We start from the raw sequence: 24,374 nt of genomic DNA, 5'->3' as shown, positions 1-24,374 counted from the left end.
ATCGCAAATGTCTTGCGAATTTCAAAGCTTCTATAAACCAAAATGAGGTAATTAGTGAGTTAGCAGAACCACCCGCTTGAAGATTTATATCTCATTGTTTGGATGGATGGCATTGTTTTCAAGGTAAGGGAAAACTCCAAAGTCATTAATAAAACAATTTATCTGGCTGTTGGATTAAACCGTGAAGTGAGAAAAGATATATTGAGAATGTAGCTTGGAAAAAATGAAAGTTCAGCTTTCTGGATGGGTGTTCTCACAAATTTAAAAGCTTGTGGTGTAGAGGATATTCTCGTCACCGCCACCGATAATTTAAACGGATTTACCCACACTATTCGTTCTGTTTTTCCTGAATCTCAAACCCAAATTTGTGTTGTACACCAAATCAGAAATGCCTGCAAATATGTAGTTCGGAAGGACAGAAAAGAATTTTCTGCCGATATGAAACATATTTACACCGCTCCAACAAAACAGGCAGCTGAAGCAGCTCTGGGTAATTTTGCAGGAAAAATAGGAAAGCAAATATTCTTATGCTATTGCATCCTGGCGGAATAATTGGGATGAGCTGACTGTGTTTTTTGAATTTCCTTTAGAGATCCGAAAAATCATTTATACCACAAATTTGATTGAAAATCTCAACGGAAAAATCAGAAAATATACCAAGAACAAAATGTATTTTCCTACGGATGATGCCGTAATGCAATCAGTGTATCTACAACTAAAAGAAGCTACTAAAAGATGGACAATGCCTATTCAAAATTGGGGGATTGTTCTCAACCAATTTATGTTTACTTTTGAAAAAAAACTCAGATTATAAAATTCAAGCCCTAACTTATTAACTTACACACTTTATGGGATAGTGTCAAAATTTTCTTCTAATTACAAAAAAATTCTTTTCCACTTTGTTATTGAATTTTTACTAATTCCAAAATGCTTGGCTAGCTGCGAATTGTTCATTTTATTAATTTTCTGATAATCAAGCATCCTTAAAATATCAGCTCTACCATAAGAACGGTGCTTCTGGTTTTGTTTTCCGGTCTCTTCATCCTTTATTCCGAAAATTCTTTTATTGAGTTCTAAAATATCAATTACCGATAGTTCTTTTTTCCTCAATAGTTTCTCACATTCATGTTTCTTATCTGGAAAATTTCGGTTAATGATATCAGAGTAGATTTGTTTATAATTAGGTTTACTGTGTATTTCCATCTTTCGTGTATATTTTATTCAAAAATTTTCAATGGGATCTTTTTTATAATACAATCATTTTTTTGTCTGATTTCTATGATGTACTATATTTATAGATCCATTTATTTAAAGTGCTGTTGGGGATTCCGTATTCATCCACAATCTGTCGTTTGGTTTTCTCTCCTCTTTTTACCAGCTCCAATATAAAGCTTATAATCTCCTGAGTATATATATTTTTCCTGAATTTTGGCAATTTTGACACCTCTGTTCCACTAGCTAATGCTGAAGGTGGTGAATATAATATTAAATGTTGAGAATACAGTCTGAAGAAATCATATTCAAGTAATTTGCTCCATCTCATCAAAACATCAGTAGGAAGATCTTTCTGTAAATACATTTCACTAATCTCTTTTTCTGTACAGTTCATAAAGCTGCAGATACGGAACAAATCTATTTTATTTTCTGTAACCCGCACATGAATCAGTTTTCCAATATGAATATTTCTGAAATTTGAAATCATAATATTAAGTTATTTAAAAAAGCCTTGTTAAGATTCAAAACCTTAACAAGGCTGTTGATTTTAAAATGTTTTGTTTCGATTAGTCTGGACAGGTCTGTGTAGAGATACAATGCCATGCCATAGAAATATCTCCCTCTTTCAGTGTATACATTTTCATACATTTATTTGTTGTATCATATACCATCATTCCTTCTACAAAGTTGACAGCCGGAATACCCACCGGATTTCCTGATGCATCAAATACTACCCTGTTAGGTACAAAACCTTTTGTCTTGGCTTCTAGTGCAATCCAGCCTCCTTTTCTTACCATCGGCCAGTTATCTGAGTTTGCTCCGGCTCTGCCTAATGCTGTGATTCCTACTTTAGTGTCTAATGTTACACCTGATATTATACCCGGTTTGTAGCAGAATGGCAGAATACAGGCTGAAACAGAAATATTTTGGGAACTTCCAATAGCTTGTCCGGTATTAGCAATTGTTGGCACTCCACTATTATTAACAGTATTACCAAGGTTTTGGATAACAGGACCTGCTGTTCCGATATAGCTACCTCCCATATTACCACCCGGCAGGGAAGAATTTACGAGATCCGATGTAGTGAAACCTCCTGTTCCTTCTATAGCATCAGGACAACCGTCTCCGTCAGAATCCAGATCTAAATGGTTAGGAATTCCATCACCATCTGTATCGCAAGATTTGTGTGCAAACAAGCTATAGGCAACAGCATCACCCGCTCCAAAATTATTACTGGTAAGGGTAACAGAAGTAACCAGATTAGTCCCCTCTCCTCTCAGAAGAATCCATTGATTATTCACAGAACCTATTGAAGAAATAGCTCCTGTTACCGGATCATAGTTCATCACCGCAGTAGGAAAGCTCGCCATATAGTTAGTGGTCATATCTTTAACCAACCAACCATTTACATTTCCTCCGTTAATTTTTAAAGAATAACTAGCGGATGCAGAACCATTCGAAAGGCCATCTACATCTTCGATGTAAAACGCCAGTTCATTGGCAGGAATTCCCGGTGAAAAACTATACGTTAAACTTACAGAGTTATTATTATGAGATCTTAAAATTCTTTTGGTAGCTCCATTACTATCAGTATAGAAATGATTCAGATTATCATTAAATCCACTTGCTGTCTGCAGGGAAGTACTCGGAGCAGTAACAGTTAAATTAGCCGCAGTATCTCCTTTCCATGCCCCACTTTCGTTCTGAGCATAATACCCTCCACAATTTTCATTGAGATCTGATATCCCGTCATTATCATTATCCAGATCGCACATATCTGCAATACCATCTCCATCAGTATCAGGGCCATAGCAAGGAATTTTCGCAAATGTAATAAACTTACCATCAGCTACATTCTGTTGATATACCCATTTCGCTCCTGTATTGAATGTAGGATTCACTACCGTTACATTGGTTGTGAAGGCAGCATCGTCTGCCATCAGCATAGCCACCATACCAGATGCGGTATTAAATGTCCCACTGTTATAAGCTGCAAGGTCTACTTCAAAGAACAAAATTCCAGCATCAGTATTTTTTTCCTGTGTCAGCCAGGTTTTGGGGATTCTTTTATATATACTGCTTCCTACTGTAATATCCGATGGTGTTGTAACTGTATTGGCATTATCTCCCAAAAGGAAATAGGTTTTATCATTGGTAAATCCTGTACGTGCTGCATTTTGGTTCGGATTGACGAAATCATTGGTGGTAGCAACTGTAAGGATTGCTCCTGCATTGACACTTTTTGAGACCTTCTGTTCCAATACTTCTATATCATCCCGCGATACTCCGAAAATATTATTGTTATAAGCTGTATCAGTTGTTCCATCCCATACAATATCTCCATCTGTAGAAAGATAATGGTCTGTATTCACCTGTCCTAATGTGACACCATACTTAATTGCAAGATAGGAATCAACCTTCCTCCTTTCTGTGGTTGTAAGGTTACCATTTCCATAGATAATGGTCTCTCCTATATGACCTGTGAAGCCCAAATCATCTCCTCCCGGAGGATTCACTCCACCATTGGCACCAAAGATATGTCCTCCTGATGCTAATCCGATTGCTGCGTGATTTAATGTTGTGCCATTGGCTGCACCATTCAGTCCTTTACTAAGTGATGTATCAGTAAAGGTATGATACATAATATTAGGAATATTGTTATTGAATGTAACATTACCTGGATTGGTGTTATATATGATACCTCCTCCAGCATTATTTCGGGAAACAATGTTTCCATTTGTATAGAATCCCGGTTGATCCCAATTGGCACCATTAAATGTTGTATTATTGTAGCCAATATTAAAGAAACGGGTACCTGCCATACCTTCTTTCGTAAAAGTGAAGATATCATAATTTATATTCGCTAGTGTAGGATTGGTTATGTTTCCAATCATCTGTTGGATCGCTGTAAAGTTAATACCCGGGTTGAAGTTGAAATAATCTGCTGCTCCTACTTTATATTTTGGAAGTGGTGCTGTAGATATCTGAGCGGATGTGATAGCGGATGTTTGATCTGTCCATGCCGTAACATCTGTTCCATCTCCTGTATTGACTGCGTCTTTATCAGCTCTGTACCAATAAGAAAGATTATTCATGACCCCTCCCGGAGCATTTCCAAGGCCTGCAAAAGTGAAGAATTGTCCGTTTCCTAATGTTACACTGGCTGCGTTATATACTATCCCGTTTACGGTAACCTCCGTACTCATTGGTGTAAAGGTATCCGTTACATCAAAAGCAGCATCAGCAGATTGTATCAGGTAAAGGTTTTTCACACTTTTTGGCCATGCAACTGTGATGGTTCCTACATTGTTCGTATTCTGTACTTTCCAAATAGATTCAAAACGATAGTTGGTAATTCCATTTGAACCACCTGTATAAGCTAATGATATAGTAAGGCTTTGCTTCAAACCATTGTCTCCTGTCATTAGATATTGCAGATCATTGACCAGATCTGCGCTGTTGGCAGCATTACTATCTGCAAATCCTGTTGTAGAAATTACAAGCTTTTGTCCGTCATTTACACTTCCTGATTGTTTTTGGTGTAATGCTGTAATATTATCCCTTGCAATACCGAAGATATTGTTGTTATATCCGGCATTATTAGTTCTGTCCCAAACTACAGCACTGGCTGTAGAAAGATAATTTTCGTTTAATGTAGTACCATTCTTTACAGCAAGGTAAGAGTTTACTCTCGATTGCTCGTTAACTGTAAGCGCTCTTTTGTACCACAAAACTTCCATAATGTCGCCTGGAAAAGCACCCGGAGAATCCCAACCAGCATAACCTATTTTCAAGTGTTTTCCAAGTACATTAAAGGTATTTGTTGTGCTACCTAAATTAAAGGTTTCATAGGTCCCATCTAATCCAAATCGTCTTTCTCCTCTTCCCGAATTAAGTACCTGATCTTGAATTGCAGAGAATACAGAACTTTTATTTGTCATAAACACATTAGTAGTACTCATCGTGTTACTATTTGGCTGAGCTGCGCCATTTCCAAAATATTTATACATATGAGGGTTTCCTGAATTAATAGAAATCCCTGGTTCTGATGCATTCGCATCATCATCAATTCCTGTAATACGACCTGTTCCATTCGTAGATGTTGGTCTTACTGCCGAGAAAACAGATACCGAACTTCTCATTGACGGATCCAAATAATTATTAGTTGAATTTAGCTCACTATTTGTATTATAAAAGAATTTTGAAGCAGAATATCCTGTCGTATATGGATGGAAATTGTGCGCCCTGTCTGCAGAAGAAAGCGTTACCCCTCCCACATTCGGGATATTATCTGCATTTACAGATTGATCTTTCCATGCAGTGGCAATAGTACCTGCATCATCAGATTTCACCCAGAAATCTACTCCTGAAACTCCTCCGGCTACCGCCGCTACCACATTAACTGTTAAATCACTTGTACTCGAACATGTTCCCGTTGTCACTGTCCATCGGAATGTGTATGCTCCCGGAGTATTAAACCCTGTAACACTAGTGTTGTATGACGTTGGTGCTGCAATTACCGGATCTGTAGCTCCTGAAGGTTTTGATAATAGCGTCCATGCGCCAGTAGCTACCCCTGGATTATTAGCATTGAAAGTTGTTTGTGAAGTACCAATCAATGTTTGTGCAGATCCTGCATTCGCCCCCACCTGTCCAGATACAAATACAGAAAATGTACTTTCTAAAGAAGCTCCTGAGCAGGCATATTCTTTATCTAAGAATGCTGCTACACTTGCATTATAGGTAGCTGCTTTTATTTTAAATACATATTCCCCCTGCATATTCAGGTTAGAAATCGTAGTTGATGTGTTAGTAAATAATGTATTGGCAAAAGGTTCAAATACAGGATTTGCTGAACCAGTAGGTTTGGAGACCAATGTCAGCTCATAACGTCCGTCAAATTCCTGAAAATAACTGCTATTCACTATACCTTTGAACACAGCAGGAAGCGGAATAGTTGCTGTTACTGTCCCTGAACCAGAGTAGCATACAGTAGTAGCAGGCACTGCCACATTTGAACGGTTACCATCTGAAATGTGAATAGAATAAGATTGTGTAGCTGAACAGGCTCCTGCATTATTTCTGCTTACCGTAAATTTATATGTTCCTACACTCCACCCTCCTGCTGGCGGTGTTACAGTAGCTGTTCTCGTTGCAGTACCTGCTCCGCCGTTTGTCACAATAGGCGCTCCTCCTGGAGGAGAGATGCCAGATTGAACTACACTTGTATTGATTGTAACGGGATTATCGGCAGGATCAATGGTGTAATAAAATGTAATAGGTGTAGACAGTCCTGTATAACCACAATGAACTTCTCCTCCCGAACTACCGCTTTGATAAATCATCATTTGTTCAGGTCTGGAAGATACCGTAAAGTTTACAGGATTAGGCTGTATTCCATTGAATGTATAGGTGATCTCCGGTGTTGTGTAAGTTCCATTGGTATTAGTAACAGTTAAAGTAAATTTGTAGACTCCTATAACGTTGACACCTGTAAAATTTATATTATCATCATAAATATTTGAATAGGCGATATTTCCACCTGCCGGCTGGCTGATAACATTCATGGTAATAGTTGTACCAAAGTTCCCTGAAGAACCAGATGAAGAAGCAAATCCCTTAGAAAACTTAGGGGATGTACTCTGAAGAGAAATAAATTGACTTCCACTACTGGAAGTGCATCTGGAAGTTGACAGTGCAGGCAGTATCTGCGGATTCGGGATAAAACGCACGATTGCCGTATCTTCGTACCAACAGTTCGGATTGTTAATAGAAGTTATTCTCAGGGTCACTACATAAGCCGGATCAATATCATGATTTGCTTTATTGACAAGACTAAACGTTGTTGTTGCTGATGTTGTAGAGCTAAACTGTGAGTTTTGGCTGGTTTTTATGCCGCTACGGTCCCATCTGTAAATGTTATACGCACTCCATGATGCCGTATAACCGGCAGGTACAACACCATTGAGAGTTACCGTGCCTGTTGCAGCTGGTATATTGGTAATATCAGCCCCTGCGCTAAAATTAGAAACATCTCCCGGTGCAGTAATAGTTACTTGAGAAGTTGCCGAGCCAGACGGACTACAGCTCTGCATAATCTGAAATACATAATTCCCCGGATAAGTCATCCCTGTAACATTCGGTGTTAAGGAATTAATATTACTGATTGCCGGGTCGGGTGCGCCGGCAGGCTTGGATATCATGCTCCAGGTCGGAGTTCCGTCCGTACTGCCCGATGAACTTCCCTGCAGTGTATAGGATGTACCACATATCGTAGCATTTCCTCCTGCATTCACGCTACACTGTGCATGAATTATCATATTACCCCAAAAGAGCAATAGGACTAAAAAGATAGTCTTTGTTTTCATTGTTAATAAATTTTTAATAAGTTTTCGACATTATGTGTTTTGTCTCTTTATCAGAATTTCAGGAATCAGGGTAGATTTTCATGAATACCTACTCTGCACTGGTGATAATGTTCAGAAAAAATAAAAGGATGAGAGATGGAAAGATGGTTTTTCCATGTATGAGAAGGTTAAAAGTTTTTAATTTAAGGACTCTTGTTAAGGTTTCCAGAATGTCCAGACTTTACCATTAAATACAGCAAGATGCTTTTTAACGGTATCATACACCATCATCCCTGATGCAGGATTTATGATGGCAAGATGTGGACTGGCGACTTTTGGTAGGATCATCGCTTTATCTGCAGTTTCCAGAACAAGGATTCCTGTGGTAAGGGAAGGAATTCCTATACTTGTTTTAGCAGTGAGCGTTTCTGTTTTATCTATTCCCTGTATGCTCACATCTGCAATTCCAATGGTTGCAGATGTACTATCATCTTCACTCAGATTTACCCATTGTCCGACGTTCTTCAGATACTTTACTTTATGATCTGTGATATCATAGATTAAAGTTCCTTCAACAGATAATCCATTTTTATTTTCAACATAAGGGAGAATAAGCCCTCTGTTTTCCGTATTGGAAAACTCAAGGGATACTGAAGTGTTGGTAACACTTTCTTTCCCTATTGCGACCTGTGCCTGGATAGTGCAGGCTGAAAATACAGTTAAAATTTGTAGTGTTTTTTTCATTATATTTTTGATTTATTATGTAGATAACAGGACCTATTCCGTTAAACGAAATTGAAAATATTCTACATCGAGTAATTCCCTCAACATGTTGTTGCAATATTATTACTACATGGAAAGTTGTACAAGGTTAACATCCTAAGAATTCGGAAAATTTTGTATACTATTTTTCGTTTTACAAATAAACAAACATGATAATCAATACATTAAAAAAACATGCCTACATCAAGATCGCTTGATATAAAAATATTAATTCTAAATTCAGATTAAGAGACCGCAAAGATTAATGCCTATAAACTATATTCTGTACTTTCTGACTTTTATTATGAAATGGATAGTGAAAACAATCAGTTTTTAAAAAGCTAAAAATGTTCTCTTCAATACAGCCTGAGGCATTACATTACTCTAATAACTAATTAAACAGATACCTTACTTATTAGAAGCTTTTAACTCTTTTATAAACTGTGAAGGAGAAATTCCGGTCTCTTTCTTAAAGGTAATAGCGAATACTTCTCTGGAAGAAAAACCTGATTTTTCTGCCAAATAGCTTATCTTATATTCCCTATAGATGGGACTCTCATACAGATGTTGAATAATATACTCTATCCTGAGACCGTTGATATAATTGTTAAAATTATTTTTTTTATGCTGCCGGATTACTTCAGATAAATACGTTGTATTGGTATTCAAATGATGTGATAGTTTGGGAAGGCTTGTATCTTTATTGATAAATTCATTGTTCTCTTCAAAAATCTTCAGCTTTTCCAAAATCTGCTCCAAAGTATCATCTGTAATGGAGGTTCTATTTTTAACTTTCGGACCTTCATCACTTTTACTTTCTATTTTATGAATAAGGGCTTCATATTTCATTCGCATTTTTATTCTATTTTTCCGTATGTGTAGTATGAAGGAGATAACAATTATAATGACTATAAGTATTAAAGAGACAATGATCACTTTTATATTTTCAGAATACTGAGTTTTCTTTTCGGTTATTATTCTATCTAGTGATTTATTGACGCTAGTTTTATTCATCACATACAGGCTATCATTAAGAACTGTATATTTATTTGAATAGTAAGCTGCTGAATCAGCATTTTTACTTCCTAAAAAAGCAAGATACAGAATCTCATATAACTCTTTCCGAAGTTTGGGGGTAGTAGCTCCTTTTTGAACATTTAATCCCTGATGGGCAAAATGTACTGATTTGGAAAAATCCTTACGGGCATAGTAAAGCCGGCTTAAACGGTTTAATAAGTCTGCCTTTTCACGGAAATTTGACAATTGAAACTTCGTATTATAGACTTCATAAGCCTTGAGAAAATAATGTTCTGCAGAATCCAACTGATTCTTTTGATGAAAAAGATGGCCAATATTGGTATTTTGAGCTGCAATCACCCTGTATTTTAACTGAATATCTTCTTGATTCACCTCCTTCACCCGGATAATTTCGTTAAGGCTTTTCCTTTTGTATTCTGCAAATTTCTCAAGATTCCGGGCATTATCATAATAACCTCCTATATTGTCATAGATTAATGACAGTGTCTTATGCTTTTGCTGCTCACTTTTAATCTTATTTGCATAGGTAAGAGCCTGATTGAGACTTTCCAGCCCCACATCATTCATCCCCAACTCGATATAAGAGATCCCTCTAAGCTGAAACATATCTGCTATAGCTTCATTATCATTTAATTTTCTGGCTATGTCTTCACCTGTTTTAGTTTCCCCTATTACCTTATCAAAATCACCGAAATAGTTTATGTAAATGTGGATAATAAGATAAGTACACCTGTATGCTCCTGTCTTATAGTCAATTTTATAGGATTTTTGTCTAAGCTTCTTAAGATCCCCAAGTGTTTCCTTAGGGTTTTCAGAAAGCTTTGCTTTATAGATTTTAATCTCACGATCCACAGACAAAGGGGATGAAATATCCTGGGATTGTAACTTAAATGGTATCAGAACAATCAATAATATAACAACAGATTTCATAGATGTGTTTCTTTAAAGTAGAAGTTTTCTGAATAAGAAAGCAAGCGACTATAAAAATCGCTTTTATTTTATATACAGGTATACAACACAAAGATAGACTCTAAACGTATTATTACAAGCTACAAGTCGATGCATTTTTTCTGTTTTCATACTACATTTTCTGAAATAAGTAGTGCTTAAAATTATAAAGATCAGGAATAAAGCAGTATTATACCTTAGTAATATATGCCCCTAAAGGTTGTGAGGAATTGATAATACTTCACAACAAAAAATATGTAATGCAACTCCCCCTCTCTACATTTGCAAAGACTTTCAACGATACCATTTCTCTTTTTTAATAAAAATACAGCTCATAAAATTCTTAAATAATTTTTTTTATCTGTAAAAATCATATGCACAATTAATAAAATAATAAAACAGAAAAACACAACTGTCTGTATAATCTCCAACTTCTTTTTAAAATTCTAGATTAATTATAGTTTAACATTTTTAAGTTATGAAAAAAACATTATTTCTATTGGGAAGTGTATTCTCATCAATGGTTTTAGGGCAAAATACAAATGTCGGAATTGGAACGCCTCATCCTGATTCTTCAGCAATATTAGATCTTTCAACTTCCAATAAAGGGTTCCTTCCACCAAGAATAGGGCTTAACTCTACTACAGACGTTATTACAATTCCCAATCCGGCAACAGGACTTCTTGTTTTCAATTCAGGGACAGGAACATTAGCAACTAAAGGGTATTATTATTGGGATGGTGCTAAATGGGCCAGATTAAGTATTGCTGATGGTAGTGGGAGTTTACAGGTGGGAGAAGAAAGAGGATACAGATTTGTTGTCCCGGGAACTTTTCAAAATTCTTCAGGAAATACCAATAAAAATCAAATGACGGGCAGAGCTGCTACACAAACAGGAACCATTCAGAGAAAGGCTCTTTCTGAATTTGTGAATATTTCTGATCTTCCTCTTTTTGAAGGACTTCGACTGGATGTTTTAGGAGGAGAAAATAATATTTTAAGACCACGATTTTATAATACAACCATGTCCAATATTGTTGTTTCCTATACTACATTATCTACAAGTAATCCTTTACAGAATTCGCCAAATATGACAATTATACCTAATTATTATAGCACTCCGATTGATGGTGATGACTGGCTTAACACCAGTGATACTAATATGGAACAGGATCTTGTGGAAATTCTATTTCCTGATGGAAAATATTATAGAATGTCGATTGTTGCCTATTCAACAAATTCAGCTTATGACACTACTGCGTCTAATACAGTTATTGGTATTTCATTAAAAAGAGTTCAATAGTTAGAAATTCAGAAGGATCAATAGTAAGTGAAAAATATTAACAAAGCAAATTTTAAAGATATTCATATTGGCTTTTTTCTTAAACAGCGGGTCAGTGAATGTGAGATAGAAATAACAAGGATATGTAACTTTTTGGATTGTGATGACCAGGAAGTACAAAAAATGTTTCAGTCTAAAAATATTGATTCTGAGCTATTGCTAAAGTGGAGCAAACTTTTGAAGTATGATTTCTTCCGGATATACAGCCAGCATCTCATATTATATTCTCCACCTTATTCAGTAGATTTTAATTTTTCTTCAAGAGAAACAGGTCTTCCAACATTCCGAAAAAATATATATACAAAAGAAATTATAGAATTTATGCTAGAATTAATTAAAAATGGAAGCAAAACAAGACAGCAAATTATTAAAGAATATAATATTCCCAGAACAACCCTATATATATGGATAAAGAAATATGAAACATCCTGATTATAAAAGAATTTATTCCGATATTTTAAACGCAAAACATAAAGAAAAGACATCTTACTGCTTACCTATTTTAAACAAAAAAATATTGTCTTCAACAGATATAATAAGACTTAATGAAATTATTTTCGGTACCAAAGAAAATTTGCGTAATCAAAAACATAAATCTTATAATAAATCAGCCATTCTAGAAATACTGAATTATCAAAAAATACACAAATGTAATAATAGCCAATTGGCAAAACAATTCAATGTAAGCAGAAATACTATTGCAAAATGGAAGAAAATGTTTTTGGTATAGCATAACTATTTACTATCAATTAAATAACCAGACATTAAGCAATGAAATATTACTATAAAAAGAGAGCTATCCTCCAAAAGGTTGTGAGTAATTGACAATATCTCACAACAAAAAATAGGGTGTACAATCACCATCCTCTACATTTGTATCAGACTTTCAATCATATTATTCTTCTTTTATTAATCATAAAAAAACACATCATGAAATCTTTAAATAGTTTTTTTCTGGTTACCTGTTTTTTATTTTGGTGTACAAAATATTTCGCACAGGTAGGAATAAATACATCAAATCCACAGGGAATATTCCATCTTGATGGAGCAAAAGATAATCCCTCCTCCGGGGCAGTGCCTCCCGCTCAACAGCTCAATGATTTTATTGTTTCTGCCAATGGTACAGTGGGTATTGGTAATCTAACCTCTACTTCAAAGCTAACCATTGATTCGGGAGCCGGTAATCAGTCCGGAATGAAATTTACCAATCTTACTTCGTCTAGCCCCTCATACAACGGAGCTACCTCCAATATCGCTGTAAAGCAGGACGGAGTTGTAGTTTCCACATCATCTACCCTGTGTGTTCCCGGATTTTATTATACTAATGGTTCAACCGGAAACAACAATACTCCAATAGGCTCAAATGTCATTCTTAACAGCAATACAGAAGCTCAGGAGATTATTCAAAACAGTTCCGGTGATTTTAGACTAAAAAAAGGAAATACTTACAGGCTCGAAGCGGCATTATTTACAGCCAATGCTAATTCGTCCTATTTGGAATATCAGTGGTATTCTAAAAAAGGAGATGGTACTTATCTCAAAATCCCGTCACAAAATCTGGCCCACAGTGGTCAGACTCTGAATTCCGGAGGCCATCAGGCGATGACATTGGCATATTATACTCCTACTTCCGATATGGATGTATCTTTAAAGATAACCGCTAAATCATCGCCTAACATAAGCTTCTGGAATCCACACAGCTATCTATTCATCCAACAAATTAACTCCTGTAAATAAAATGTTATGAAAAAAATATTTAATATTGTTGTTACCCTGAGTTCAATTTATACATTTTCTCAGGTAGGCATCAATACCAGCAATCCTTTAGGAAAATTTCATATTGATGCAAAGAAAAATACCAGTGTAAGTGGTGGAAATATAATCAATGCAGAAGATGATGTCATTATTACCACGGAGGGTAAAATGGGAATTGGTAAAATTCCTGCAGCTAAACTGGAGATTAACTCATCAGATGAAGCTACGCAGTCTAGTCTCAGATTTATACAGCTAAATTCAGAATCTCCTGTCCCTCCAGGGCCAAAAGCCAGATTAGGAGTCAATCAAAACGGAGATATCGTTATTGTAAATACTACCAAGTGTGTTCCTTCTTATCTTCTTTCCAAAGGCTCTCTGGATACTCAGGTCTCTGATATTTCTCTTAATACAAATATTTCAAATGAGCTGGATGATATTAAGATTTCAGGGAGCAGTCCTAATATCAGTATTTCACCTCAAGGATATTATGTATTGGAACCTGGGCATACCTACCGGCTGGAAAGCAGTGTCTATTTATATGGAACAGCAACAGCTACGGGTACTTTTCAGCAGGTAAGGTGGTACAACTGGAATACCAGTACTTATTTTGGAAGTCAGCCCAGATCAACACTGTTTACAGCAGCTGGTATCTATGCTGATGGTGAACAAGGACGGGCAATGGCAATCATAACCCCCATCATAAGAACTTCAGTTTCATTAGTTGTAACCTCAAGCAATGGCCCTGCTCAATACAAACCATACTACTCGTATGCCTCTATCTTACAGATCAATCCATGCGGTGTTGTAGACTGAACAAGTTTTATCCACTAAAAAATACAAAAAATGAAAACTAAACGTACTCACAGACTTTTACTGACCCTTCTCTCAGTTTTGAATTATACGATGATCTTCAGCCAGATAGGTATTGACACTTCCAATCCGCAGGGAGTACTTCATGTAGACGGGGCAAAAAACAATGCGGAAACAGGAGTTCCTACTCTATTGCAGGCCGCTGATGATGTGATCATAAAATCAACAGGAAATGTAGGAATAGGCACCCTTACTCCTTCTTACAAAATAGAAATCAACTCAGGAGTCCTTAATACATCCGGAGTGCGCCTCACCCAACTAACTACCTCCAGTACTCCCGTTGGTAATATAAAAACAGGTATTTTAGGGGTAGACAGTAACGGAAATGTAATCGTTTCAAAAGTAAGTGATCCCAACCTGGTTCCTTGTGTTCAGACATTTGCTTTTGTTTATGATGACGTAAATGGAAACTCTACTGTTTTATCGGAGGGAAATAAAGAAATAACGTTATCAAAAAAGATGGATCCACAAAATATTTTCAGCGGAGGAAATTTTTCACTTAAAGCAGGAAATACCTACCGGCTGGAAGCTGCTTTTTTTAATAGTTATAATGCAACAACCCAAAATGTATCATTCTCTTATGAGTGGTATAATGAAACAGATCAGGTATCATTATCCAATCAAAATATTCCGAGAGCAACGGTATTTCAAAACAATTCCAATAATTTTACTGGTATTCAGCCTTATCTGCTGGCATTTATCACCCCAACTAAGGACATACAGGTTTCTGTACGATTCCGCAAAGTGGAGGGTTCCAACCAAACCTACGTCCTAAAGAACAGTTACACGCAGATACAGCAGATCAATCCTTGTGCAAATTAACTAATGTTCAAAAACAGCATCGTCACTTTCTTACCATCGAAAAAGGGTATTCACAGAACCCTGAACAACTGCTGTTAATTTGCTGTTTACTTCACGTGCTTTCAATTTATTTGATTTTAAATCAGAATAGTAAATTTTACTGTTTCTCATTATTCTCATTTTTATAACAAGAGAAATCTTCTCCCTAAACAAGAGAGAAGATTTTGTACATCATCGTATTCTCAGAATCTGCTCGAAACATTTCTTATCAGCCTTTGTACAGCAATATTATATCTATGTAGGAAACTGCACAACATTAGCTAAGAAGGAATTCGGAAAACAGAGTATCTATTGAAAGTTGTTTTACAAACAAAGCATTACTGATAATCAATATCATATATAGATTATGATTGATTTTTATAAGAAGATTTGAACTTCCCATGTTGGTATTTGTAATATTAATGTAAATATTTATTTTAAATTTGAAAACAAAAAAATTAAATCCTCCAATTATGTTAATTTTATAAAATTCATCTACAATAGGAATGAAGAAGTTTCACATAGGAATAGTAACCTATTTTTTTTACAATTTGCATGTGTAAAAACATCAGTATAGGCTCATTAACAATTTCAACATGAATACATAAATCCATCGAATTATTAATCATTTGTCATAACCCTCCCAAAGGAATCAATTCATTTTTTCCAATGAAAAAAACACTTCACTTATTTTTTATTTTATTTTCATTTTATAGTACTTTTGCTCAAAATACGGAACAATCAGGCACTTCCCCCATTACAAAGAATGCCCTTCTTGAGAAACTGAAATACCTTGAGAAAAATCAATCTTCCCTAGATCCCAAACAACTGGAGTCTATGTTGCTTCAGCTAAAAACGACATCAGAAAAATTTGCATTTGAAGATGGAGTCTTACAGTGTGGTACTAGCCTGATGAGATTATATGGAAATCAAAGCAGGTTTCAAAAAGTCATTCATCTGGGAGAACAACTAAAGAAAAAAATTAATAATAAAAAGACTAATACCTATTATATCTCCAGTATATATCGCAGTACTGCACTTGCTTTGGGGCAGCTCGGTCTTGATTCTGCAAGTATAAAAGACTTTAAAACCGCAGTTAAATATGCACAAAATATTGAAAATAAAGATAGAAGATCATATCATCTTTCTTTGTGTTATGAAAACATGACTGTATATTATAACAATAAACAATTTGAGAATAAAAAAAATATAGATACAATTTTATATTATCTCAACAAAAGTCTCTATGAAATAAAGAAAGTCAAAGATAATAACGGAACTATATCAGATGCCCTTAAGTATGACCAACTTGCCTTTATTGATATGAGTTTAGGTACATACTTTCTTGGGAAGGAAGATACTAAAGAAAATATAGAGCAAGCTGAAAAATATCTTTTAGAGGCTTTGAAAATACACGAAAATGAGAAATATATTATACCTTTAGCTAACAAAATTACCCTGTTAAACCAGGTAAGCTGGTTATATTTAGAGAAAAAGGAATATCAAAAATCTATTGATTATGCCAAACACGCACTTGAATTGAATAAACAATTTCCTGACTCTTATAACAAAATGGAATCCTTTGAATTTCTTGCTGATTCTTATAGAGAATTGGGCGAAAAAGCTCAATCACGATTCTATATGGATAACTATATATTTCTTAAAGATAGCTTGAATTATATTCAGAGGAACGCAGTAGATTCCAGAATGACAAAAATTGTGAATGAAGCAGGAAACAAGCATAAGGAAAATTCAAAGAAACAATTAATAATTATTGGAATTTTGATTCTAATTGCCACAACAACTACAACTATTTTGTGGAAAAGAAAAAATAAAATCACTCATAAAAAATATGAAGACCTCATTGCCAAAATAAGAAATGAGCAGAATAACATTCCAACAGAATCTGCAAAAACCAGAAACGATACAGAAGTCAAAACCTCTATCAATATTACCGATGAAACAGCCAAAGTACTGCTTTCCAAACTTAGAAAATTTGAATTATCTGAAAAGTACCTCAGGAAAGATATGAGTCTTACCTGGATGGCTAATCACTTTAATACCAACCCTAAGTATCTTTCGGAAATTATTAAAATCTACAGGGATAAAAATTTTACGAGGTACATCAATGGGCTTCGGATCGTTTATATCACTAAAAAACTCTATGAAAATCCTATTTACCGCGAGTATAAAATCAATTACCTTGCTGAAGAATGCGGTTACGCTACTCCACATGTATTTGTAACTGCCTTTAAAAAGGAAACAGGCTTCACACCATCTTATTTTTTAGAACAGCTTAAAACTTCAATTTAAAGATGATGTATTAAATAATCTCAGATATGATTAACGATAATATGAACTTGCAACTATTTTTGAGACAAAATTTATATACTTCTTTATGCTACATTTTTAGATTGATTAGACATTAAATTTTGATACTCTTTTATGGTTAAATTCCCTAAAGCAGAATGCCTTCTCTGAGTGTTGTAAAATGTTTCTATATATTCAAACACAGAGTTTTTAGCATGGTCTCTAGTTTCATATTTATTTTGATAAATAAGTTCTGTTTTTAAGGTCTTAAAAAAACTCTCCGCTACAGCATTATCATAACAATTTCCTTTTCCACTCATACTTCGGGTAATGTTTTTTCCAACTATTGACGTAAATTCTGTGCAGGCATACTGTATTCCTCTGTCCGAATGGAAAATTAAACTATCATGATTTTGTAAAGGACGGTGAAGCCGTGCCATTTTCAAGGCAGCAATACTGGTGTCCTGAGCCTTCATCGTCTCACTTAGCGACCATCCTATAACCTTTCTGTCAAACAAATCAATGACCGTCGTGAGGTACAGCCAGCCCTGACCTGTACGGATATAGGTAATATCAGAAACCCAGACTTCTTTGCTGTTGTTAGTCTGAAAATTTTGATTCAAATAATTTTCTACAACAGGGTATCGGTGCGAAGAATTGGTAGTTTTCTTAAATTTTTTCTTTACTATACTTCTCAGGCCACGTTCTCTCATCAGTCTGGCAACGAAAGGACGTGAGGCTTTCATCCCTTTTGCTTCTAATTCTCTGGCGATGCGAGAACTTCCATATCTACCACGGCTCCAATGATAAATACTGAAGATCTCAGCGGATAAAACGGTTCTTCTTTCTGATCGTTTACTAGGTTTTCTTTTCTTCCAATGATAAAAACTGCTCCTGCTTACTTTTAACACCTCACACATCTTCCCGACAGGAAACACACTAACGTGATCCTTGATAAATTTATATCTTACCCGTCTCTCTTGGAGAAGATGCCTACCGCCTTTTTTAAAATGTCACGTTCTAGCTTTGTTTCTTCCAGTTCCTTGCGAAGCCTCAATAACTCTTCCCTTATCGGGTCAGAGGAAATTTGCTTTTCTTTAGTAAGTTTACCCTCTCTGTGAAGTTTTCTCCAAGTGACCAAACTTTCTTTACAGATTCCAAGCTCCTCGGCTACTGAAGAAACATTGCCTCTTTGCTCATTTAATGAAACTGCTTGGATCTTAAACTCTAAACTGTAATTTTTTCTAACTTTTTTCATAACATTAAAGTTTAGAGTATAAGAATCGTGTCCGAACAAAGGTAGCAACTCCAAAGTGATTGTTATCATAAACAGATCCATTGGAGACTCATTTTTTAAGTTTAGTTTATTTTCACTTTGTATTTTTACGTCTTATCGGTAAATTTGCACAAAATTAAATTAATGAACTACACACTTGAACTCAATACACAGAACCCGGGTTCTCATGTTGTTTTCAACACAATTGTATTTGATTCGTTCAAGGTCAATATCGTAGAAAGGTATAGCGGAAGAATGAATTTCAATCCTAAATTATCTTATGCCTTATTTAAGGTCAGGACTCTTGATAATAATATTATTAAAACAAAAAACGATCATACAAGGGTAAAAATCAAAGGAAATGACTTTGATAATTACCAGCAGATAACAAAAGTCTTGAATTCCTATGATTATAAAAACAAACTGATCAGTAATGAGGAGGTCAACCAGCGTTATGTTAATTTTATTTTGAGCCTGGTCATTAGCAATTATCAGTTAAGTTAATGGTTTTTTCTGATTATTAATTTTAAGAATAATTATCGATCATACCAATAAAAAAGCTCTCCTAGATTAGTAGGAGAGCAGATAAATGGGTGCAAAAATGATGTAATTCTATTTCAAATTATCGATATACCATTTCTTACTATGATTAAGGGCTTAATAGCTGCATATAAGTTACTTAACAGCAGTCTTTGTTTTTTCCGATTCCATTAAGTGGTGTTCCAAAGTAGGCAGTGTTTTACTGGCAAACGATTTTAAGTCTGCCTGCTGACCATCAGAGCTTTCTTTTTTAAACTCTTCAATATCTTCTTTATGATCGGAGACCATTAAATCAGCATACATTCTGTCAAAATCAGCTCCTTTCTTTGCTTTAAGATCATCGTATTTTTTTTGTTTATCAGCGTCTAAGCCAGCTGGAAGTTTGTAATTAATTGACGATGCCCATTTTTTAAGTTCCTCATTGGCTTTGCTGTGATCTTTAGCCATCATTTCTCCCAAGGTTTTTACGGAAGCATGAGTACCGTTAGCAGCAGCCAGCTTTCCCATCATTACTTCCATCAAGCCTCCCCTGGCGGCAGCATCAGCAAATTTTTTATCCTGATCACTAAGAACATTTGAAGCTGGTGTATTGGTGACTTTTGCGGAATCACTTACTGCTATTGGAGAATCTAATGGAGCAGACTCAGATATGCTGTCTGCAGACTGATTTACTGTCGTGGTTTCATTTTTTTTGCAGGCTGTAAGCGAAATTATCGCAAACATCGTTAAAACAGAATTTTTCATAATAATAAATTTTAATGGTGATAAATAACTAAATAAATAATATTTCATAATCATACAACAAATTATCGACCAAATATTTACGAATCATTTATACATTAATGGCAATCCTAAAATCAGATATCAACCGGCTTATCCATCTCCTCTTTCCTGCAGGCATCTTTCACATCATTATCAATTCAAAATTTATGATTCCATCAAGATGTTGTTTATTTCTTTAATCTTGCTACCACAAGTTCCAAACAGCAGGCATGGTTATTGTAAATTATGTTAAACACCAAATAATTTTTTATTATGAACGACGAACAAGCTGTATCAATACAAAGACTCATATAGGCAGCAGAAAAACCAGCAATAACAATACGGGTAATGATGGTACCGATAATATCAACGCAGCAGTATCAGACAGCGCAAGACCTGCCAGATAATTAAATATTTAAAAAATCCTATCCCAGATATTTCTAAGATAGGATTCACACCTAAATAATAAAAAAATTATGTCACACAATAAACAGCCCCGCAATCGCCTGGGCTTCTGTTCCTGTTAAAATTTCATCATAGGCCGCAGATCCTGCCGCTGCTCCGAAAGCTGCTCCGGTATTGAATCCGGCCTGATTTACATTATCTTCCCCTGCATACACAGGATCGGTTGCTGAAGGCATGCTTCCTCCATTGGCCAGTTCTATCCAGCCTTTATTTGCTCTCATTCTTCTTACCTGCGATGCGTGTCTTGCTTCTACAGAATGAATCTGTAATGCGGCCTGTAAAACAACACCGTTGGCCATGACATTTCCAGCCTGCCCTTTATAAGCACGGACACCAGTATCTTCAAAAGCCTGTGCAAGAATAAGAAACTGATTATAATCTGTAAAAGGCATGAAACTTCCGCCAGCTGTAAAGTCAAAATTTGGTTTTGCCCCGGGTGTTACTCCTAAAGAGTTCAGTGTGCTTTTAAGGAATGCCACGTGTGCCGATTCATGTTTTGAGATCTGCATGAAAACAGGCCGGTCCGAATTTGGAATAAGCCCGGCCGCAGCCAGTCCCATCGCATAATATTCGTTTTCCAGATATTCCAGAACCAATGCCAGCTGTAATGCATCGGTAAGGGCATTTTTAAAAACACTTCCGGACGAATGGTCTGGTGTTTCCGCTTTAGCTGGTGTTGTCATCAACGCCCCAAAACCTAATGGAACCGAAGCGACTGCAGCTTTTTTACCGAATGCTGAAATATGGGTAAGAGTTTCTAATCTTGTTGCTTCCGTGGTAAAAAATTTATCATTAGAAAGCTTATCGAGTAATTTAAGAATGTTCATAACTGTAGATTTTGAAAATGAATAATTAGCTGATCCCTCTTTCTTTCCATGTAAAAGGAGTTTTGATAAACCCTCCTGCCGCCATAACGATATCTTTAGGCTCTTTGGCAAGATCAAGTCCATTACTGTCAATCACATCATCACCTGAAAAATCTGCTGATCCGGGATTGATGATATTCCTGATTGCAGAAGCATGTCTTGCCTCTACAGAAACGATTTTTCCGGCAATTACCAGATAAGCGGGATTTGTAATATACTTTCCGGCACCGTTGTAGGCTGCAACACCTGTATCTTCCAAAGCTTTTGCTGTGGCAAGAACTGAGTTTCTGTCGTTAAAATTTACATTGGAATACTGGAATTGAAGCGTAGGCAAGACATTCGAAGTTGCTCCACTGATAGCAGCTTTAAAAAAATCGCGGTGAATTACCTCGTGATGATAAAGATCTGTAAAGATTTCCTTTTCTACGCTTGAAATTCCGGAATAAAAATTATTAACCACTTTGGTATAAAAATCAGCCTCCAGCTGTTCCAGTGCATAGGCATAGTTCAGAACTCCGACATCGCCGGTTCCAAGGTCAAAAACCTTATCACCCATGAATTCGAAGTCATTATCATCATCACAACCGATCAGGGTAAGTCCTGCCATAGCCAGTCCTATACCACCCAGTTTCAAAAAGTTTCTTCTGCTTGTATCCAGAGTTGCTCCCTGGTTAGAAACATTAATAGTTTTTTTCATAATATTATTAGGTTTGAGTGTTGAGAATATAAAAGAGAAAAAAACAGCATAAAAAATTATGCTGCTTAAAAACTAAAACTTTACGGCATCAGCACCGTATCAATCACATGGATCACTCCATTTGACTGGTTCACATCAACTATCGTCACTTTGGCACTATTTCCTTTGGCATCCTGTACATAAAGGTCTTTTCCTTTGGTCCAGAAAGTAAGTCCTTCACCTTCTACTGTTTTCATCATACTTTTACCATTTCCTGCTTTTACGGCAGCCCAGATATCTTTAGCATTGTATTTTCCTGCAAGAACATGATACGTCAAAATTTTGGTGAGCATTTCTTTATTCTCAGGCTTTACCAAAGTTTCCACGGTCCCCTTCGGAAGTTTAGAAAATGCGGCATCCGTAGGAGCAAGTACCGTAAAAGGTCCCGTACCCTGCAAGGTTTCTACCAAACCTGCTGCTTTTACAGCGGCTACCAAAGTGGTATGATCTTTAGAATGTATGGCATTTTCAATAATATTTTTGGAAGGATACATGGCTGCGCCGCCTACCATTACTGTTTTTTCTTTCATCGTTTGTGCAGTTACCTTCCCACTGAAAGCAAATGATAAGGCTACCATTGTAAGAGCTGCGATTTTTGAGTTTGTGTTCATTGTATTGATTTTTTAAGTTAATGTCTATTTTATTGTGTTCTTAGAATCATTTACGACGTTGGTTGAGAATCAGATTTAAAAAATTTACTTTTTTTTATTTTTTTAATCTTTTTAAAATTCCATGAAATAATAGTATCAACGGTATTGACTATTTATTAACATCTTTTAATGGAATGCTTAAAATCATTTACGATATAAAAGATTTTCCGGATGTTCTTTGTAATATATTTTATTTTATTACATTTGAAATGAAAATTACACACTATCAAAACAACCTATTCGGAAGAAGAGCTTATCGTTTTACTTAAAGAAAGAAACGAATCAGGCTTTCACTATTTATACGATCATTATGCAGGAGCTCTGTATGGTGTAGTTTTCCGAATCGTACAGTCTAAAGAATATACGGAGGAAGTTATCCAGGATGTTTTCGTCAAAATCTGGAATGCCGTTCATCAGTATGATCCATCAAAAGGAAGGTTTTATACCTGGATGATTAATATTGCCAGAAATACGGCAATAGATTATTTAAAATCAAAAGGCTTTCAGAATGAGCTTAAAAACCAGTCTCTTCCGGATTTCGTATATAATTCTGCAGAACTTTCAACAACTAACCATTCGACTGATTTTATTGGATTTAATAATGTTCTTAAAGGTCTGGAAGCAGATAAACAAGAACTTATTGACCTGGCTTATTACCAGGGATATACCCAGAACGAGATCTCCGAAAAACTGAAGATACCCCTTGGGACGGTGAAAACCAAAATGCGGAATGCGCTTATGAAATTAAAGGATTTGTTAAAAGATTATCAATAAATTGAACACAAAAGAATACATATCATCCGGAATTATAGAATCTTATATTCTAGGTCTTGCTTCTCCTGAGGAAGCAGGGATTTTGGAGTGTGTGATGAAAAACAATGCTGAAGTGAAGGCTGCTTTTGAAGAAGCACAGAAAACGTTAGAAGATCTGGCAACAAGCCAGGCTATAACTCCTCCTGCTGATTTAAAATCCAGAATCTGGAATAAGATCCAGCAACAGGAGCAGACTGCTGAAAAAGTACAGCCTTTTGTCACAGATATTCCTGCCGCAAAACCTCAGGAAGAGACTCAACTTCAGGAGAAAAGCAGCTGGAAAACCTATGCGGTTGCCGCTTCCGTATTATTTCTGATCAGTGCTGCCGGAAACCTTTTCTGGATGAGCAACAATGCTGAAACGAAAAAAGAAATTGCCAAAATGCAGACTGAGAATAAGTCGCAGCAGCTTGCCATGCAAAAAATGAATCAGAAAATGAATATGCTTTCTAATCCTGATATGCAGATGGTAATGCTAAAAGGAGTGGAAAAGCACACTGATTCCAAAGCAATGGTTTTCTGGGATAAAAAAACGAAAGAAGTATACCTTAACGCTGAAAGTCTTCCAAAAGCTCCGAAGGGAATGCAGTATCAGCTGTGGGCTATTGCTGATGGGAAACCTGTAAGCGCAGGCATGTACAGCGAAGAAAAAGACAGCAAAACAGCTCTTGCGAACATACCAAACGCACAGGCATTTGCCATAACCCTTGAAAAACAGGGCGGCAGTGCAGTTCCTACTATGGAAAATATGTATGTAATGGGTGAAATCTAAAACTATACTTTAGAATGATGATCTTTTACGGTATTTCCATTTGAATCATAATGCTCAAACAGCACAC

Annotated in this window: 21 protein-coding genes and 1 pseudogene; 11 read left to right on the top strand and 11 right to left on the bottom strand. The window is 35.9% G+C overall.

From position 1 onward, the window contains the following. Window positions 1-63: 63 nt before the first annotated feature. Window positions 64-814 (top strand): annotated as a pseudogene (locus ACM40_RS13645) (IS256 family transposase); the annotation flags it as partial. Between the two features lie 62 nt (window positions 815-876). Here the strand turns inward: ACM40_RS13645 and ACM40_RS13640 are convergent. The 5 genes from ACM40_RS13640 to ACM40_RS13620 form a co-directional block, all read right to left on the bottom strand. Then, the gene (locus tag ACM40_RS13640; protein ID WP_316932874.1) at window positions 877-1,110 is read right to left on the bottom strand and encodes a helix-turn-helix domain-containing protein; all 234 of its coding nucleotides are present in this window, start codon (window positions 1,108-1,110) and stop codon (window positions 877-879) included. A gap of 166 nt (window positions 1,111-1,276) precedes the next feature. Beyond that, a complete protein-coding gene (locus ACM40_RS13635) occupies window positions 1,277-1,702 on the bottom strand; it encodes a transposase (RefSeq protein WP_048503313.1) in 426 nt (141 codons plus the stop codon). A gap of 79 nt (window positions 1,703-1,781) precedes the next feature. Then, entirely contained in the window at window positions 1,782-7,583 is a 5,802-nt protein-coding gene (locus ACM40_RS13630; RefSeq protein ID WP_131705366.1) for a thrombospondin type 3 repeat-containing protein, read from the bottom strand. 195 nt (window positions 7,584-7,778) lie between these two features. Beyond that, window positions 7,779-8,306, bottom strand: a complete 528-nt coding sequence (locus tag ACM40_RS13625; RefSeq protein WP_048503311.1) for a hypothetical protein — start codon at window positions 8,304-8,306, stop codon at window positions 7,779-7,781. Window positions 8,307-8,732: 426 nt separating this feature from the next. Beyond that, the gene (locus ACM40_RS13620; RefSeq protein ID WP_048503310.1) at window positions 8,733-10,292 is read right to left on the bottom strand and encodes a helix-turn-helix domain-containing protein; all 1,560 of its coding nucleotides are present in this window, start codon (window positions 10,290-10,292) and stop codon (window positions 8,733-8,735) included. A gap of 496 nt (window positions 10,293-10,788) precedes the next feature. On the opposite strand from ACM40_RS13620, the gene ACM40_RS13615 reads away from it, so the two are divergent. The 7 genes from ACM40_RS13615 (at window position 10,789) to ACM40_RS20285 (ending at window position 17,430) form a co-directional block, all read left to right on the top strand. Continuing rightward, window positions 10,789-11,613, top strand: a complete 825-nt coding sequence (locus ACM40_RS13615; RefSeq protein ID WP_048503309.1) for a hypothetical protein — start codon at window positions 10,789-10,791, stop codon at window positions 11,611-11,613. A 162-nt stretch (window positions 11,614-11,775) separates the two neighbouring features. After that, on the top strand, window positions 11,776-12,084 hold the full coding sequence (locus ACM40_RS13610; RefSeq protein WP_316932879.1) for a helix-turn-helix domain-containing protein: 309 nt from the start codon (window positions 11,776-11,778) through the stop codon (window positions 12,082-12,084). Further along, a complete protein-coding gene (locus tag ACM40_RS13605; RefSeq protein ID WP_048503308.1) occupies window positions 12,071-12,382 on the top strand; it encodes a transposase in 312 nt (103 codons plus the stop codon). Before ACM40_RS13610 ends, ACM40_RS13605 begins: the two co-directional genes overlap by 14 nt. A gap of 200 nt (window positions 12,383-12,582) precedes the next feature. Further along, on the top strand, window positions 12,583-13,389 hold the full coding sequence (locus tag ACM40_RS13600) for a hypothetical protein (protein ID WP_048503307.1): 807 nt from the start codon (window positions 12,583-12,585) through the stop codon (window positions 13,387-13,389). Window positions 13,390-13,395: 6 nt separating this feature from the next. After that, a complete protein-coding gene (locus tag ACM40_RS13595; RefSeq protein WP_048503306.1) occupies window positions 13,396-14,220 on the top strand; it encodes a hypothetical protein in 825 nt (274 codons plus the stop codon). A gap of 30 nt (window positions 14,221-14,250) precedes the next feature. Then, window positions 14,251-15,099, top strand: a complete 849-nt coding sequence (locus ACM40_RS13590; protein WP_131705365.1) for a hypothetical protein — start codon at window positions 14,251-14,253, stop codon at window positions 15,097-15,099. Between the two features lie 687 nt (window positions 15,100-15,786). Next, entirely contained in the window at window positions 15,787-17,430 is a 1,644-nt protein-coding gene (locus tag ACM40_RS20285) for a tetratricopeptide repeat protein (protein ID WP_083996861.1), read from the top strand. A gap of 83 nt (window positions 17,431-17,513) precedes the next feature. Here the strand turns inward: ACM40_RS20285 and ACM40_RS13580 are convergent, their stop codons facing one another. Next, window positions 17,514-18,383, bottom strand: coding sequence for an IS3 family transposase (locus ACM40_RS13580; RefSeq protein WP_228376193.1), 870 nt, complete (start codon window positions 18,381-18,383; stop codon window positions 17,514-17,516). 11 nt (window positions 18,384-18,394) lie between these two features. After that, window positions 18,395-18,685 (bottom strand): transposase, encoded by a 291-nt coding sequence (locus ACM40_RS13575; protein ID WP_048503761.1) that lies wholly within the window; start codon window positions 18,683-18,685, stop codon window positions 18,395-18,397. A gap of 162 nt (window positions 18,686-18,847) precedes the next feature. Here ACM40_RS13575 and ACM40_RS13570 point away from each other — a divergent pair, with 162 nt between their 5' ends. Next, entirely contained in the window at window positions 18,848-19,207 is a 360-nt protein-coding gene (locus tag ACM40_RS13570; protein ID WP_048503303.1) for a hypothetical protein, read from the top strand. A gap of 171 nt (window positions 19,208-19,378) precedes the next feature. Here ACM40_RS13570 and ACM40_RS13565 read toward each other — a convergent pair whose 3' ends face one another. From ACM40_RS13565 to ACM40_RS13550, 4 genes are all read right to left on the bottom strand, one after another. Continuing rightward, window positions 19,379-19,987, bottom strand: a complete 609-nt coding sequence (locus ACM40_RS13565) for a DUF4142 domain-containing protein (protein WP_048503302.1) — start codon at window positions 19,985-19,987, stop codon at window positions 19,379-19,381. Between the two features lie 497 nt (window positions 19,988-20,484). Continuing rightward, window positions 20,485-21,297, bottom strand: a complete 813-nt coding sequence (locus ACM40_RS13560; RefSeq protein ID WP_048503301.1) for a ferritin-like domain-containing protein — start codon at window positions 21,295-21,297, stop codon at window positions 20,485-20,487. Between the two features lie 25 nt (window positions 21,298-21,322). Next, complete coding sequence (locus ACM40_RS13555) at window positions 21,323-22,033, bottom strand: ferritin-like domain-containing protein (RefSeq protein ID WP_048503300.1); 711 nt, start codon at window positions 22,031-22,033, stop codon at window positions 21,323-21,325. Window positions 22,034-22,113: 80 nt separating this feature from the next. Beyond that, window positions 22,114-22,683, bottom strand: coding sequence for a fasciclin domain-containing protein (locus ACM40_RS13550; RefSeq protein ID WP_048503299.1), 570 nt, complete (start codon window positions 22,681-22,683; stop codon window positions 22,114-22,116). Between the two features lie 264 nt (window positions 22,684-22,947). Between ACM40_RS13550 and ACM40_RS13545 the strand changes: the two genes are divergently transcribed. After that, window positions 22,948-23,496, top strand: coding sequence for an RNA polymerase sigma factor (locus tag ACM40_RS13545; RefSeq protein WP_083996859.1), 549 nt, complete (start codon window positions 22,948-22,950; stop codon window positions 23,494-23,496). A gap of 1 nt (window position 23,497) precedes the next feature. Continuing rightward, the gene (locus tag ACM40_RS13540; protein ID WP_048503297.1) at window positions 23,498-24,307 is read left to right on the top strand and encodes an anti-sigma factor domain-containing protein; all 810 of its coding nucleotides are present in this window, start codon (window positions 23,498-23,500) and stop codon (window positions 24,305-24,307) included. The last annotated feature ends 67 nt before the right edge of the window (window positions 24,308-24,374 follow it).

It is taken from the genome of Chryseobacterium sp. BLS98, from assembly GCF_001045445.1.
In the GTDB taxonomy this organism is placed as follows: Bacteria; Bacteroidota; Bacteroidia; order Flavobacteriales; family Weeksellaceae; genus Chryseobacterium.
The sequence above is the reverse complement of the archived record's forward strand: the minus strand, read 5'-3'. Positions and strand labels throughout refer to the sequence as shown.

Excerpts from the sequence above, each read along its gene's own strand:
- ACM40_RS13635 (WP_048503313.1), bottom strand. The coding sequence starts at position 1,702 with ATGATTTCAAATTTCAGAAATATTCATATTGGAAAACTGATTCATGTG.
- ACM40_RS13630 (WP_131705366.1), bottom strand. The coding sequence starts at position 7,583 with ATGAAAACAAAGACTATCTTTTTAGTCCTATTGCTCTTTTGGGGTAAT.
- ACM40_RS13625 (WP_048503311.1), bottom strand. The coding sequence starts at position 8,306 with ATGAAAAAAACACTACAAATTTTAACTGTATTTTCAGCCTGCACTATC.
- ACM40_RS13620 (WP_048503310.1), bottom strand. The coding sequence starts at position 10,292 with ATGAAATCTGTTGTTATATTATTGATTGTTCTGATACCATTTAAGTTA.
- ACM40_RS13615 (WP_048503309.1), top strand. The coding sequence starts at position 10,789 with ATGAAAAAAACATTATTTCTATTGGGAAGTGTATTCTCATCAATGGTT.
- ACM40_RS13610 (WP_316932879.1), top strand. The coding sequence starts at position 11,776 with ATGTTTCAGTCTAAAAATATTGATTCTGAGCTATTGCTAAAGTGGAGC.
- ACM40_RS13605 (WP_048503308.1), top strand. The coding sequence starts at position 12,071 with ATGAAACATCCTGATTATAAAAGAATTTATTCCGATATTTTAAACGCA.
- ACM40_RS13600 (WP_048503307.1), top strand. The coding sequence starts at position 12,583 with ATGAAATCTTTAAATAGTTTTTTTCTGGTTACCTGTTTTTTATTTTGG.
- ACM40_RS13595 (WP_048503306.1), top strand. The coding sequence starts at position 13,396 with ATGAAAAAAATATTTAATATTGTTGTTACCCTGAGTTCAATTTATACA.
- ACM40_RS13590 (WP_131705365.1), top strand. The coding sequence starts at position 14,251 with ATGAAAACTAAACGTACTCACAGACTTTTACTGACCCTTCTCTCAGTT.
- ACM40_RS20285 (WP_083996861.1), top strand. The coding sequence starts at position 15,787 with ATGAAAAAAACACTTCACTTATTTTTTATTTTATTTTCATTTTATAGT.
- ACM40_RS13575 (WP_048503761.1), bottom strand. The coding sequence starts at position 18,685 with ATGAAAAAAGTTAGAAAAAATTACAGTTTAGAGTTTAAGATCCAAGCA.
- ACM40_RS13570 (WP_048503303.1), top strand. The coding sequence starts at position 18,848 with ATGAACTACACACTTGAACTCAATACACAGAACCCGGGTTCTCATGTT.
- ACM40_RS13565 (WP_048503302.1), bottom strand. The coding sequence starts at position 19,987 with ATGAAAAATTCTGTTTTAACGATGTTTGCGATAATTTCGCTTACAGCC.
- ACM40_RS13560 (WP_048503301.1), bottom strand. The coding sequence starts at position 21,297 with ATGAACATTCTTAAATTACTCGATAAGCTTTCTAATGATAAATTTTTT.
- ACM40_RS13555 (WP_048503300.1), bottom strand. The coding sequence starts at position 22,033 with ATGAAAAAAACTATTAATGTTTCTAACCAGGGAGCAACTCTGGATACA.
- ACM40_RS13550 (WP_048503299.1), bottom strand. The coding sequence starts at position 22,683 with ATGAACACAAACTCAAAAATCGCAGCTCTTACAATGGTAGCCTTATCA.